Genomic DNA, 12,903 nt, shown 5'->3' on the forward strand with positions numbered 1-12,903 from the left:
CGAGGGAAAGGCGGAACTCATGCAGGACCAGGACGATCCCGTCGAGGACGTCGCGGAACTGGAGCGGCGCTCCGGCACGGCCTCCCGGTTGTTCGACGTGCGCATGGTGATCGGCGGGCTTTTCGTGTTCTACGGTGCGCTGATCGGCGGCGCCGGGTTGTTCGCCGACGGTGCCGACATCAGCAAGGCGCAAGGCATCAACATCAACCTCTGGACCGGTGCGGCGATGCTGGCGTGCGGGCTGTTGTTCCTGCTGTGGCTGCGGTTGCGCCCCTTGCGGCTCGACGGCTGACCGGCGAGGACGACATGCGGAACACTTCGGACACCGTCCCCGAGGGGGCCTCGTGAGCGGCCGGGCGGTCGTCATCGACCGGCCGGGCGCGCTCCGCGTCGGTCGTGCCGAGCGGGTCGAGCCGGGGCCGGCAGAGGCCCTGATCCAGGTCGCCTACAGCGGAATCTGCGGTTCCGACCGCGAACTGTTCACCGGCGGAAGGCCGGACGGCCTGGTCCGGTACCCGGTGATTCCCGGCCACGAGTGGTCCGGCACCGTGCTGGCGGCCGGGTCCGAAGTGGACCCGAGCTATGTCGATCGGCGGGTGGTGGGCGAGGGGTTCCGCGGCTGCGGCGTGTGCGACGCCTGCCGTCGCGGCGAGAACAACCTCTGCGGCGACGGCTACGACGAGACGGGCTTCACGCGCCCCGGCGGGTGGGCGGACCAGCTGGTGCTGCCCGCGCGGCTGCTGCACCTGCTGCCTGCGGACGCTGACCTGCGCGCGGCGGCGGTGCTGGAGCCCTCGGCTTGTGCAGCGGAAGCGTGCCTCCGGCTGGGCGCGGCCACGGGGGAGCGGGTGGCGGTGGTGGGCGGCGGCAGCCTCGGGCTACTGGCGACGCAGTTGCTGTCGTGCTCGGGACCTGCCGAACTCGTTGTGGTTGAGCCGAAATCGTCTCGCGCCGAACTCGCGGTCGAGTGCGGTGCCACGAGCGTCATCACTCCGCGAGACGCACTGCAACGCGTCGGCCGCTTCGACGCCGTGCTGGAGGCCGCCGATGGCGCAGGAGCAGCGGACCTCGCCACTCGTCTCGCCCGGCGCGGTGGCCGCGTTGCGCTGACCGGTGTTCCGTCCGCCGACGACTCGGTATCCTCGGCTCATCTGGTGACCTCGCAGATCACCGTCCACACGGTTTTCGGAGCTCCTTCGCGCGCGTGGACGCACGCGGTGCGCATGTTCTCCTGTGGACGCCTGGATCCGGGGTTGATCGTCAGCCACGAGTTCCCGCTCAACGAGGCCGCGACCGCACTGTCGGCGCTTCGCAACCCGCACTCCGATGTCGTGAAAGTACTGCTGAAACCCTGAAGTCCGCGTCGTAGGGGGCTGCGAGATGACACGCGTCGAGCAGGTGACCGAACCGTGCGCGCAACACGGCGAAGGCCCGGTGTGGCACCCCGCATGGCGCGGTCTGCGGTGGGTGGACATGCTCGCAGGCGACGTGCTCACGCTGCGCCGCGACGGTTCCGTGCAACGCGCGCACGTCGGTTCCGTCGTCGCAGCGCTCCGGCCGAGGCGCAGCGGAGGCGCGGTTTTGGCGCTGGAACGGGGTTTCGCGCTGGCCGATGACTCGCTCACCGCGGTCGTGCCCATGGAAGACCTCTGGAGCGACACCGGTGTGCGGATGAACGACGGCGGCTGCGACCCGCAGGGCCGCTTCTACTGCGGCTCCATGGCCTACGACGAAGCCACCGGCCGCGGCCGACTGTACAGATTGGACACGTCCCGGAACGTGACGGTCGTGCTCTCCGGCGTCACCATCTCCAACGGACTCGCCTGGAGCCCGGACGGCAGAACCGCGTACTACGTGGACACTCCCACCCAACGCATCGACGCGATCGAGCACACCGCAGGGGATTTCTCCCGCCGCCGGACCTTGACCCACATCGACCCCGCGCTCGGCGCCCCGGACGGCCTCACGGTCGACGCGGGCGGCGACGTGTGGGTCGCCCTCTGGGGCGGCGGCGCCGTGCACCGCTACTCACCCCGCGGCGAACTCCTCGACGTCCTCAACATCCCGGCACCCCGCGTCACTTCCTGCACCTTCGGCGGCCCGTCCTGCACGGACCTCTACGTCACCACGTCCAGGCAGGCGACGGACCTCACCGCCCACCCGGAATCCGGCGCCCTTTTCGTCGCCCGCGGTGCCGGGCGGGGTTTGCCCGCACTGACCTTCGACGGGTAACACGCCTGCACTGCAGTGCGCGTTGGAAGCGCAAGAGCCGGTAACACCAGCGTGTGGCCGTACTGCGAAGCGACCGGCGATCAGACGCCGCAATGGGGACCGGCTCGAAGAGCCGGTGACAGCCTTGGTGGTGGGCGACGGGTCGACGGGCAGGGCCTACGCCGCAATGGGGACCGGCTCGAAGAGCCGGTGACCAGACGCGATCTCGTCCCACTTGTGCACGATCTTCCACAGGCCGCAATGGGGACCGGCTCGAAGAGCCGGTGACAGTGTTCGCGTGTGACCCGGAAGGTGCTGGGCTGGTCGCCGCAATGGGGACCGGCTCGACGAGCCGGTGACAGCTGGACGGGATCGAGTCGATCCCTGGCGTCAGCGCCGTGGCCGTAATGGGGACCGGCTCGAAGAGCCGGTGACAGCCTGCAAGCTGGCGTACCCGCCTGCTCGGCTGGGGCCGGTGGCCGCAATGGGGACCGGCTCGAAGAGCCGGTGACAGTGGAAAGGCGCCCTCGGCGCCGTCTTCCTCGAGCTGCCGCAATGGGGACCGGCTCGAAGAGCCGGTGACAGGCCGGCTACACGCTCGGACAAGCCGACAGCCTGCGAGCCGCAATGGGGACCGGCTCGAAGAGCCGGTGACAGAGGTCAGAAGTGAGGATCGATCTGGACTGGTTGCAAGCCGCAATGGGGACCGGCTCGAAGAGCCGGTGACAGAAGCAGCTTCGCGGCGCGCTGGAGGAGCTGGATGCCAAGGTCGCCGCAATGAGGACCGGCTCGAAGAGCCGGTGACAGCCGAGCAGGTGCCCCGCAGCGTGACGGTGCGGCTGGTCGCGCCGCAATGAGGACCGGCTCGAAGAGCCGGTGACAGCTGGTTGCCAAAGTCAGCCCGGAGGAGCACCGGCCGGTGGCCGCAATGAGGACCGGCTCGAAGAGCCGGTGACAGGCGGCACCCCTGGCACAAGCAACTCGCCCAACGGCGGCAAGCCGCAATGAGGACCGGCTCGAAGAGCCGGTGACAGGTTGCCGAACATGTCGACCATCAAGAACCCGTTTCCCGCCGGCCGCAATGAGGACCGGCTCGAAGAGCCGGTGACAGACGTCGCGCCTTCGCGGTGCTTGGCCAGGATCAGATCGGCGCCGCAATGAGGACCGGCTCGAAGAGCCGGTGACAGGACTCGGGGCGGATGCCGGCGAAGCAGAAGGCCCGGCCGCAATGAGGACCGGCTCGAAGAGCCGGTGACAGTCGTTTTTCGCGATGTGGTGATTCTGCGCTGTCGCGCGGGCCGCAATGAGGACCGGCTCGAAGAGCCGGTGACAGCCGACACCTACTGGTCGACCAACACCTACACCGCACAGCCGCAATGAGGACCGGCTCGAAGAGCCGGTGACAGGCGATGCGCTGGATGCGCGCCAGCTCCGACGTCGAGGCCGCAATGAGGACCGGCTCGAAGAGCCGGTGACAGGGCAGCCGGAATTTGGGGCCGTTGCGCTGGGTTTTCAAAGATCATCGCGAGCGGGTCGCGTTGGAGATCGCATCGGAACGTTTCATTCGATCAGTTGATCGGGCGTATGGCGTTGACCTGCAAAGACGCAGCGCGAGCGGCTCGGCGTGCGGAGGTCGGAGCCGGACCGCTCGCAGGCGCTCAGCTGCGGGTCGCCGTCGTGGCGGTTTCGCCGATGAAGATCGCCGTGGTTTGTCGCAGTGGCACCAGCTGGAGCATGTCGTCGCGTCCGCGCACGCCCGGCGCTCCTTGGTACTGCCGCACCTCCCGTTCGTTTTCGCCCCAGTTGCAGAACTCCGTAATGGTCGGCGGGTCGATCGGCTCAGGGTTTTCCCACAGCTGCGCGGAATTCCCCTCGGTAAGCAGCGCCGCCCACCAGTGGTCGTGATCGATGCGCACCCGCAACCACCATCGGTCAGCCCACGCCCACAAGTGCGTCGTCGCGGGCAGTTCGGCAGACAACCCCTCCTGATGGAATCCGAGGTGGTCGGCCCAGGACGCGGTGCACGCGCCGGCGTGCTCCCGCAACTCGGCCCACTGCTGGCGGGTTTTTCTTCCGGAACCGTGCAGGTACCAGGTCTCGCTCATGCGCTGCTCCCTGACAGGTTCGCGGCCAGGTCGGTCAATGCGAACTCGGACGGTTTCGCGCCGGAGTCCGCCCGAACGGTTCCGTAGCCGGCGGTGGTCCGTGCGCCGATACCCAGGTATCCCTCGTGCAAGTCGTCCAGCACTGCGTGCAGCAGTCGTCGTTCGGCCGGTGTCACGTCGTTGAGTTCCCACAACCGCAACGTGAAGGTCCCGGAAGCGACGACTTCGTCGTTGTAGAGCGCCTCATTGCGTGCGCCGCCGGTGAACCGGTCGATCGCCACGTGCGGGCGCCAACTCGTCATCGGATCACTGATCGGCGCGTCATCCACGGCGATCTTCCCGCGCTTGGCGCTCTTGTCGCCCGCGAAGCCGAAAAGTCCACATGGGACACAAGTGCCGCAACGTTGCTCGGCGCAAGCCTCGGCACCGACGACCCGGCAGATGTATTCGGCGCGGGAACGCAGCACACCCTTCAACGAAGATCCGGGAATCGTGGGAACGTCGTCGATCTTGTGCGTCGGGATCTCGTTGTCCGCCAAGCCCCGCTCGACTCGCTGCGATGGGTCGGCGCCGCAGTGCACGGCATCCACGATGGACATGTCCACTTCAAGCAGCGGATCGCCCGAGTCATCCGAAGCCGGTTCCTTCAACGGTTCCGGATACGAGGCGATCCCGGTGTCGCGAATCCAGGACAGCAATCCGAGCTCGGTGTTCAAGTCGTAGTCGGCCACGTCCCAGCCGACCAGCCGGCAGCGCCCGGCGCCGCGCGTGACGCCGCGCCCCAGTCGTGGCCGCCATCGCTGCAATGCGCGCAGGAACCGTTCGCGCAAGTTCTGATCGGCTTCGTCCCACCGCAGCACGACATCGAACTCGGCGCCCGGACGCAGCATCTGGATCCGGTGGAAGTGATGCGTGCGGGCGGCCCCGCGCGCTCGATCCGCGGAGTTTCGGGTGTGGTGCACCAGCTTGTCGTTGGTGCGCGGAACGGTCCCGAGGACCTGGATCGTCGAAGGGTTCGCCTTGGACTGGTCTTGCTCGTGTTTGCGTTTGAGTTCCTCCGGCGCATCGCCGAACAACGCCTCGAGTTCGGAGTCGAAGGCGTAGTGCGCGCGGAGATTCCCGGCGACCGTAGTTCCGGGCAGCTGAGCCCTTCCCGCCGCGTCCGTGCGCAACCGGAGCACGTAGCCGCTGTCTTCGCGCGTTTCGGTCGCGGTGACGCCACCGGCCGTTTCGAAGCGCAGCCGGGCGGTGATGAGCGTGACGATCATGTGCGTGACTCCATCAAAGTACATCCAGCGCGTCCGAGAACAACTGCGGATCGACCACCCGAAGAAGTGCCCGCAGGCCGGTCGAATACCGATCGTCGACCGCGAGGCGCTCGGCAAACCGGCTGTCGTCGACCAGCCCGTGCCGCATGTCGTCGACCCGTTGGCGCAGCAGCGGGCGATCTTCGGCCAACCGCGAATCCCCGCGCATCGCGGCGGCGCGGTTGGCGACGCGATACGCCGTGACCGGGGCCTGCCCAACGGAGTACAACGCCCCGAAACCTTCGCGGCGGCGCAACCCGATCCCGCGCGCCATTAGTCGGCGCCGAGCGTCCTCATCGGCCGGTTCGGCCAGTTTGATCCGGTAGGTCGACCCGGCCTGCACGGCGCGTTCAGTCGGTTTCGGCAGGCCACTGGCTACGTGCCAGCCGCCGATCTCGCACCAGCGCGTCCACGGCCGCTTGATGCTTCGCGCTTCAACACCGAGCACTTCGGACAGTTCATCCAGATCCGGCTCGCTCGACGGGAATCCGAATCGGTCGACAAACACACCCGGCCCGAGCAACCGAAGAACCAGCTCGTTGCCGTGTTGTTCCACAGGATCGGGAACCGACTGGTCGTCGAGTTCGATCTTCGCGGTGCCCTGCAACTTCGTGCGCCCGCCCAGGAAAACCTCGTCGATCGGTTGCTCGGCGAGCCGCAATGCACGCAACGCCGGACCGTGCAGCCAGCCCGCGAACCGAGTTCCGCGTGCGACGCTGTTCTGCGTGAACAACTGGCTTTCCGCGGCGACGCCCTGCGTTGTCAGCGCGGTGCGGGTGCGCCGCTGGCGGGGCACGGTGCCGGTGGCCGCGCCTTTGCTGAATTCCAGCGGATCCCCGCACGCGGTGCAGTGCTGCTGCTCGTCGCCGGTAGCGGCGTCCCACCAGAGTGTCGTGCACGTTGGGCCAGGGCCGTACTTGTGCACCTTGACGCTCAACGGGGCGGGAACGCTCGCCTCGGAATGCAGCGGTGCGAATGACCCGGAACCCTCGAAAACTTCCAGGAAATCCCGACTTTTCGTCACCTCCACGCCGTGCTCGGCGATCCACCTCGCCGCCAGCGCGCCCCGCAACACCGTTCCGGGCACGTGATCGTAGGTGTCCTGCACGAAATCGGTGCGCAGCCGTTTGCCTGCCGCGACCGGTTCGGTAAGGGTGACGATGATCCGGGCGGTGTCGCTCATCGCTTCAACTCCAGGAACCTCCGCACGGTCTGCTCATCGGGTTCGTCGGTGCATCGGATGCCGACCCAGCCGAGACCGCGCCGCCGCCACGCGCCGAGCGAACGGGTCGCCTGCGCGGCGACGATCAGCACTGCCTTGTGGGTGTCGACCCGTTCGGCGGGGACATGGCGGAACCGCCGGACGCTGAACGTGGCGGCTTCGGCGCCGGTTTGCTCGGCCAGCACGAGCATGTCTTCTTGTGCCGCACCGGTTGCCTCGTCGATCCGGACACGCGCGGCCGGGTTCGCGTGGTGCCATGCGCCGCATGGCCGTGCCGGTGTCCACCGCCACGGCGAAGGCTGCGCGGACGAGCCGAAAACCTCGTCCAATACCGGATTTTTCTCGCCCAACAGGCTCGCTGCGGTGGCACGCACGACACCCGCCAAACTGGACGCCGGCAGCCGGTCCGCCTCCACAGTGTCGTGTGCACCCTCGCCGCCCTGCCCGCTGGCCACGCGGAACGGCGAGTGGAACGTAATCTCGAAATCAAGCCGGGTCATGCCACCACCAGGTCATCCCGAGCGCGTCGGCCAGTGTGAGTTGCTCGCCGAACGGTTCCAGCACCTCCGTGGAGCCAACTCGCGCCGCGTGTGCGGCCACCTCTGCGGAATTCCCGCCGTGCGTGCGGGTCAGGTCGGCGAGCCGCTGACGCGCGGACTGTTTCAGCGCTGCCAAGTCGCTCAGCGCTGTCCGGTAAGTCTGGAAGGTCTGCAGCGTGATCGCGTCACGATCGATTGGTTCGCGTCCATCGCGGGTCGTGTCGTGCCACGCGAGCGACGCGGCTTTGCCGGAGGTTCGGACTTTGGCCCGTCGCAGCAACGATTTCGCGAGCTCGTTGACCTGGAACAGCGGGACCGCGTAGTGGTGGAAAACGATCCCGGCTGACAAGGTCGGAAGGCCCTGGATGCCGGTGGCGCCGGTGTTGACCCCGAGCCGGTCGTGGAACTCGCCGAGCAGCGCTTCAGCGAACTGCCACGCACGGTGCGCGGGCACGCTGACCAGCACGTCGTCGCCGCCGACTAGGTGCGGGACGATCGGCAGCGAAGTGTCGCCGTCACGGCGGATCATGCGGACCGCGGAGGTCAGCGCGTGCCAGGTGGAGTCGTCGATCGCCGCGGGGTAGTCGGTCTTGTCCTTGCGGCGCTTGAGTTTTTGACGCTCGGTAATGAACCTTCCGATCGCGTTTCCGTCCGCATAGACCAGCGCCAGATGGGTCTCGCTACCGTCCAGTCCGGCCAGTTTCGGGAACTCGTCCGGTACTGCGGCGCCAGGATGACCGAGCCGTGCCAACAGTTCCGCCTCGGCGAACGGAACTCGCTCCTTGCGCTCGGCACGCCCGGCCGCCTCATCGCGAGCCGCGCATTCCACGCACAACGCAGCGTCGTGATCCCGTCTTCCCGATGTGGCGGGCAATGTGCTGCACCATCCGCACGGACGAGCCGCAGGCCAATCAGCGGCGGGCGCGGGCCATTCCTCGTCGTGCACGGGATCTTGTGCGCGCGCCCGCGTGTAGGTATCGCCGCGGAAACCTTTCACCGACAGCGACGCGGCCGGCATCCAGTCCCGCAGGTGCTGAACGACGCGCTGTTCCACCGGTTCTCGATTCCCGTGCAATATCAGGGAAACCACGCCGTCGATCCGTCCGGCGGACTCGTTGATCTCGGCGGCGCCGTCCAGTCCGTCGAGGACTTTGCGGACCTCATCAGGCGCGGTAGCTTGGCTGATCAGCGTCGATCCGCCACGGCGGCCGCGCAGCTTCGGAGTGCGGGTGAGCCACGACTGGATCTGCACCACGCCGATGTCCAGGTAGTCCGTCACGAGCGGTCCTCGCCCTTCTTGACGATGGGTATCGACTGGTCGGCTTCCTCGGCGAACGGCAGAGTCCGCAGTGGACGGCCGTTGCGTTGTTTACCGGCGTCGCGGTCGCGATCGGGCGTGGTCTCGGCGCCGGAGGTCTGCTGCCAGAACTCGAATCCGTCGTCGAAGTCCTTGGTTCCGCGCTGGGACCAATCCGCTCCCGGCGGATACCAGACCTGTTCGGGGTCGTCCTGCGGGCGCAGGACCCGTGCCAGGGCGTTCCAGACATCCCGCACCGCGGGCTCGACGGACTCGCGGAAAGTTTTGAGCAGTAACGACTTTTCCTCGATGATATCCCGTTCCGGTGCGGAAAGTCCGTAGCGCGCACCGGAAAAGTGCACTTCGCTGGCCTTCGGGTCGATCGCCACGCGGCAGGCACCGTAGCCGAGGGGTTTGCCGCCGCCGAGGTGAGTGCGCAGCTGCTCATCTTCGAGTAGGGCGGAAGGTTCCAGCGCAGCGATCAGCCCACCGAGCTGCTGCTCATCGATGTCGACGAAAGTGATCGTCGCGGATAATTCCGTGTCCGCGGGAAACGCCTCCGCGGACGAAATGAGTTTCTCGTTCGTCTGGTGCTGGCGTGCGGCTTCCCGGCCGTTGAGGCGGTCGGTGTGCCAATAGTGCTTGCGGCCACGCAGCTTCCGTGGTGTCGGTTCGTCCGGGCTGGCTCCCCACTCGCGCAGCGGGGTGTCTTCATACCTGCCGATGTTGGCCGGGTCATTGGTCAGATAGAACTGTCCCGCGCCCGGACTCGGTGCTCCCATCGGTGGTAAGGAAAGAGATTTCGGCACGACGTCGTGCTTGGCCACGGCATCACCGAACCGCACATGCCCGCGGTAGGCGCGTTGCGCCGCCCGCTCGTCCTCCTCGGTGCCGGTCGGGTCGATCGAGCCGAACAAGCGGCAACTCGGGCACAGCTGGTCCGGCCGGTCGCAGGGCAGAAAGCCTGCGGCGCGCTCGCCGGCGGAGTGTCCGCCGAGGTTGCGCCAGTTCATCGCCAGCCCTACGTGCTCGATCCGGCCGCGATCGTCCAGGTCGACCCAAACCGGCTGGCCCTGCTGGAGATCTGGCCTCGCCAGGTGCCGTTCGCCGACGGCGTACTGTCGTCCCGGCTCGTTCTTGTCCGGTTTGTGGGTGTACACGATTGGTTCGGTGCGCTGCCCGTCGGTCTTGTTGAGCTGCGCGGTCCGTTGGTCGTCCGTGTCCTGGACGACCCGCAGGAACTCCGACCACACGTGCTCCGGAACATCGCGCTTTTGATCCCGGGCCAGTTTCCGGACATGTGCCCGGTACGGGTGCCGGGGGTCGCGGGCACCCGGATCGCTGAGGAACACGACCCATTCCCCGTCGTCGTCCCGTGTCGCCTGGTCCGGGCGACCGCTTTTGCTGTTCCAGCGCGGGATCTGGAGCCGTTGTCCGGAACGCAGCCCACCGGCGAGGTGGAGATGCTCGAGCAGTTCCTGGTCCAGCCGGAACTTCTGCGGATCGCCCGGCTCGCACAGACACACCGCGGGTGGTGCGTCGCCCGCGGGCGGCTGGGCGACGACGGCCATGCGGCGGTGTCTGCGCGACGCGACCACATCTCGGTAGCTCGGCAGGAAGTCGGCGTCGAAAACCCGAAGGCAACTGCCGGTCAGCGTCTCGTGCAGCGACCGGACCGCGCCCTTCAGCGACGAGCCGGGCACGAACGCGGTGCCGTCCGGGCGCCGTGGCAGCTCGTTGCTCGGCTCGCCATCGGCGTTCTTCGTGCCGTATCCCCTGATCAGCAGCGGCGTCCCGGCAGTGATCGTGATGGTTAGTTTTCCGCTCAACAATCGCGGATTTCCCAGGTGCCCGTGCGGCTCTGCCCGCATCGGCGGCTTCTCCGGAAACGGTACGAACGTGTAGGGATTGATGAAACGGTCGGTCAAGCAATGCCTCCTGGGTTCCCCTGCCCGCGACGTGAGGTGAGCGCTCGATCGTGCGGTAGACTACACGCCGGTTTGAAGCGATCACGGAGAGTCATGCGTAAGGCATTATCGTCGCTGGTCACGGCGCCGAAAAGGGTGGCACTCGCGGATTCTGCCACTGCGATTGCGGTGGCGTTGGTGACGGCTTCGCTCGCATTGCTGGTGGAAGACCTACTCCCGAAGCCGGGGGAGCGGTACGAGCCGTCCTGGCCACGGGTGTCCTTCTTCGCGGTCGTGCTGGTGCTCGTTGTCGTCGGTCGGTACGTCCGTCGTAAGGCGCGTGAGGCGGCTGGAACTTTGGTGAGCATCCAGGTTCTCGACGAAGGCATGGCTGATCGGACCCGGGGCGAGAACTCTCGGACGGCCGCCCAGAAACGCACCATGTCCATCCGCACGGTCCATCGGTGGCCCGATCTGGCCGCGAGTACCGTGGACGGGGTGATCGACGTTGCCGCATTATGCGCGGAAGTGGGCAGGACTGCCGAGTTGCTCATCAACACCGCGCAAGACAACGAGCGGATCGCGGTAGCGCCGAATCTGCTGTGGCCGATGGCGCTCGGCGTCGGCGGCTACCTCCCACTTGCGGAGTTCGACACCTGTTTCGTCGAACTGTCCACTCAGGACCGACGTGAATCCGAGGAGTTCGTCCCAGGCCGCAGCACCCTTGAAGGCCTCTCCGATATCGACCTGGCGCCCAGTGAACTGGCGGAGCCGACGGGCAACCGAATCGGCGTCGCGGTGACCTTGACTCAGGACGTGCACGCCGGAACGAGCGAAGCCAGACTTCGAGATTTCGGCGTCCGCACGGTCCATCACATCGTCCGCCCGGCCGGGGTCGGAACCGCGGAGATGGTCAACGGTCGCCCGCAAATCCACTTCTCCGGAGCGGAGCTGCACGTTCTCGCCAGTGTTGTGGCCGCGGGACTTGCGAAGATCAAACAATCATGTGGTGAGCGGGAACTGGTCGTTACCGCGCAGATGCCGAAGACGGTCGCGCTCGCAGCCGGTTGGTACTTGGCGCAACTGGGCCTGAACTTCTACCGGGGGACTTACCTGTTGCACTACACACCGCAGGACGACGTGAGTAGCCCGATGCGTGTCAAGGAGTCGCACGACCCGCGCCCGTTGAACTCCGAGTCGTCGTGAGGTCTTGTGTCCGACATCGCGGGCTCCGGCTGCCGACTGCTGACGTTGGCGCTGCCCGAAGGAATCAGGATCGCGCCACGCCGCGCGGGCATGGTGGCTGCTCTGCTGCGTAAGGCCGTGATGAGCCGGGTTGGCGACCCGCTGCCGCCGGAGATTTCCGGGCATGGAGCGCAGGATTCGCCGCACGTGGCCTACTTGCCGATGCTGGACGCGGGGCGCGCGGGCGCGAGCGGACAGGTCACCGGAGTCGGAGTGCTGAGCCCGCCCGGTCGTGCTGACATCGCGGAGTCGATTCGCGATGCGCTGCTGATCGACCAACCGTTCACATTGGACTTTCGCGGCACGCGGCTGCGATTCCGTTTCCCAGCACCGGCCGAGATTTCTCTCGAATCGTCTACTTGGTGCGCATCCGCCCGAGTCTGGACGACCGTGACGCCCATCGTGTTGAACCGTTTCCCCGGGCGAGGCAAGGTAGCCGCCGAGCTGGCACGCACGTGTGTCCGCATGGGACTCGGCGAACCAGCCGCGATCACGGTCGATCGCGACCCACTAACGGAAGGCGGAGTCGCCCTCGGCCCGGCGGACCTGCCCCGGCGCGAGCGCACTCCGCGCCCCTTCTCCCACGCGACCATCGAATTCCCGGACCCCATCGAGGGCCCACTAATCCTCGGAGCACAACGCTACCTCGGCATGGGCCTATGCCTTCCGGTCAAGCAGTGACGCGGCACTGCTGAACCGAAGCCGAACGCTTGAGATGGGCTGGTCAGGTTCGGCATGTGGCGCCATTCGCGAACGACCGACTCGAGGAGCCGGTGACAGGCGCTGACAGTCGCTAAAGAAGATCCATCAGAGCTGCCGCAGTGAGGGCCGGCTCGAAGAGCCGGTGACAGGCCGTCGCGTACGCCATGGGCAAGCTCGACGCGCGGCCGCAATGAGGACCGGCTCGAAGAGCCGGTGACAGCGGGCTCAACCGCATCCGCTGACCACATCAGCCACCAAGCAGCCGCAATGAGGACCGGCTCGAAGAGCCGGTGACAGACTCCTGGATGACTACGACCTGGTGTTGGTGGATACGCCGCAATGAGGACCGGCTCGAAGAGCCGGTGACA

General features: G+C 67.1%; 11 protein-coding genes and 2 CRISPR repeat arrays (1 of these 13 only partly in view). Of the genes, 5 read left to right on the forward strand and 6 right to left on the reverse strand.

What is annotated here, in order from left to right:
* Positions 1-19: 19 nt before the first annotated feature.
* The 3 genes from INP57_RS22690 to INP57_RS22700 are packed head-to-tail and all read left to right on the forward strand — an operon-like array spanning position 20 to position 2,232.
* Positions 20-292 (forward strand): hypothetical protein, encoded by a 273-nt coding sequence (locus INP57_RS22690; RefSeq protein ID WP_200072329.1) that lies wholly within the window; start codon positions 20-22, stop codon positions 290-292.
* A 52-nt stretch (positions 293-344) separates the two neighbouring features.
* A complete protein-coding gene (locus INP57_RS22695) occupies positions 345-1,355 on the forward strand; it encodes a zinc-dependent alcohol dehydrogenase (protein ID WP_307850221.1) in 1,011 nt (336 codons plus the stop codon).
* Positions 1,356-1,380: 25 nt separating this feature from the next.
* Entirely contained in the window at positions 1,381-2,232 is an 852-nt protein-coding gene (locus INP57_RS22700; RefSeq protein WP_200072330.1) for an SMP-30/gluconolactonase/LRE family protein, read from the forward strand.
* An 86-nt stretch (positions 2,233-2,318) separates the two neighbouring features.
* Positions 2,319-3,689: direct repeats of the CRISPR family, unit length 36 nt; unit sequence GCCGCAATGAGGACCGGCTCGAAGAGCCGGTGACAG.
* A 180-nt stretch (positions 3,690-3,869) separates the two neighbouring features.
* Here the strand turns inward: INP57_RS22700 and INP57_RS22705 are convergent.
* Genes INP57_RS22705 through INP57_RS22730 form a run of 6 tightly spaced genes read right to left on the reverse strand, consistent with a single transcriptional unit; the run spans position 3,870 to position 10,552 of the window.
* Entirely contained in the window at positions 3,870-4,316 is a 447-nt protein-coding gene (locus INP57_RS22705) for a hypothetical protein (RefSeq protein WP_200072331.1), read from the reverse strand.
* Complete coding sequence (locus tag INP57_RS22710) at positions 4,313-5,584, reverse strand: RAMP superfamily CRISPR-associated protein (protein ID WP_200072332.1); 1,272 nt, start codon at positions 5,582-5,584, stop codon at positions 4,313-4,315. Before INP57_RS22710 ends, INP57_RS22705 begins: the two co-directional genes overlap by 4 nt.
* Before the next feature lie 13 nt (positions 5,585-5,597).
* Positions 5,598-6,806, reverse strand: a complete 1,209-nt coding sequence (locus tag INP57_RS22715) for a type III-B CRISPR module-associated Cmr3 family protein (protein ID WP_200072333.1) — start codon at positions 6,804-6,806, stop codon at positions 5,598-5,600.
* Positions 6,803-7,345: an RAMP superfamily CRISPR-associated protein gene (locus INP57_RS22720; RefSeq protein WP_233628069.1), complete on the reverse strand. Its 543-nt coding sequence runs from the start codon at positions 7,343-7,345 to the stop codon at positions 6,803-6,805. Before INP57_RS22720 ends, INP57_RS22715 begins: the two co-directional genes overlap by 4 nt.
* Complete coding sequence (locus INP57_RS22725) at positions 7,332-8,663, reverse strand: Cas10/Cmr2 second palm domain-containing protein (protein WP_200072334.1); 1,332 nt, start codon at positions 8,661-8,663, stop codon at positions 7,332-7,334. The genes INP57_RS22720 and INP57_RS22725 overlap by 14 nt, the downstream gene beginning before the upstream one ends.
* Entirely contained in the window at positions 8,660-10,552 is a 1,893-nt protein-coding gene (locus tag INP57_RS22730; RefSeq protein ID WP_233628128.1) for a TIGR03986 family type III CRISPR-associated RAMP protein, read from the reverse strand. The genes INP57_RS22725 and INP57_RS22730 overlap by 4 nt, the downstream gene beginning before the upstream one ends.
* 150 nt (positions 10,553-10,702) lie before the next feature.
* On the opposite strand from INP57_RS22730, the gene INP57_RS22735 reads away from it, so the two are divergent.
* Both INP57_RS22735 and csb2 read left to right on the forward strand, forming a co-directional pair.
* Positions 10,703-11,794 carry a hypothetical protein gene (locus tag INP57_RS22735; RefSeq protein ID WP_200072336.1) on the forward strand — a complete coding sequence of 364 codons (1,092 nt, stop codon included), beginning with the start codon at positions 10,703-10,705 and terminating at the stop codon, positions 11,792-11,794.
* 6 nt (positions 11,795-11,800) lie between these two features.
* Positions 11,801-12,514 (forward strand): type I-G CRISPR-associated protein Csb2, encoded by a 714-nt coding sequence (gene csb2 / locus INP57_RS22740; RefSeq protein ID WP_200072337.1) that lies wholly within the window; start codon positions 11,801-11,803, stop codon positions 12,512-12,514.
* 134 nt (positions 12,515-12,648) lie between these two features.
* A CRISPR array of direct repeats spans positions 12,649-12,903; the repeat unit is 36 nt; unit sequence GCCGCAATGAGGACCGGCTCGAAGAGCCGGTGACAG; it runs 446 nt beyond the window's last position.

The organism is Saccharopolyspora galaxeae (assembly GCF_016526145.1).
In the GTDB taxonomy this organism is placed as follows: domain Bacteria; phylum Actinomycetota; class Actinomycetes; order Mycobacteriales; family Pseudonocardiaceae; genus Saccharopolyspora_C; species Saccharopolyspora_C galaxeae.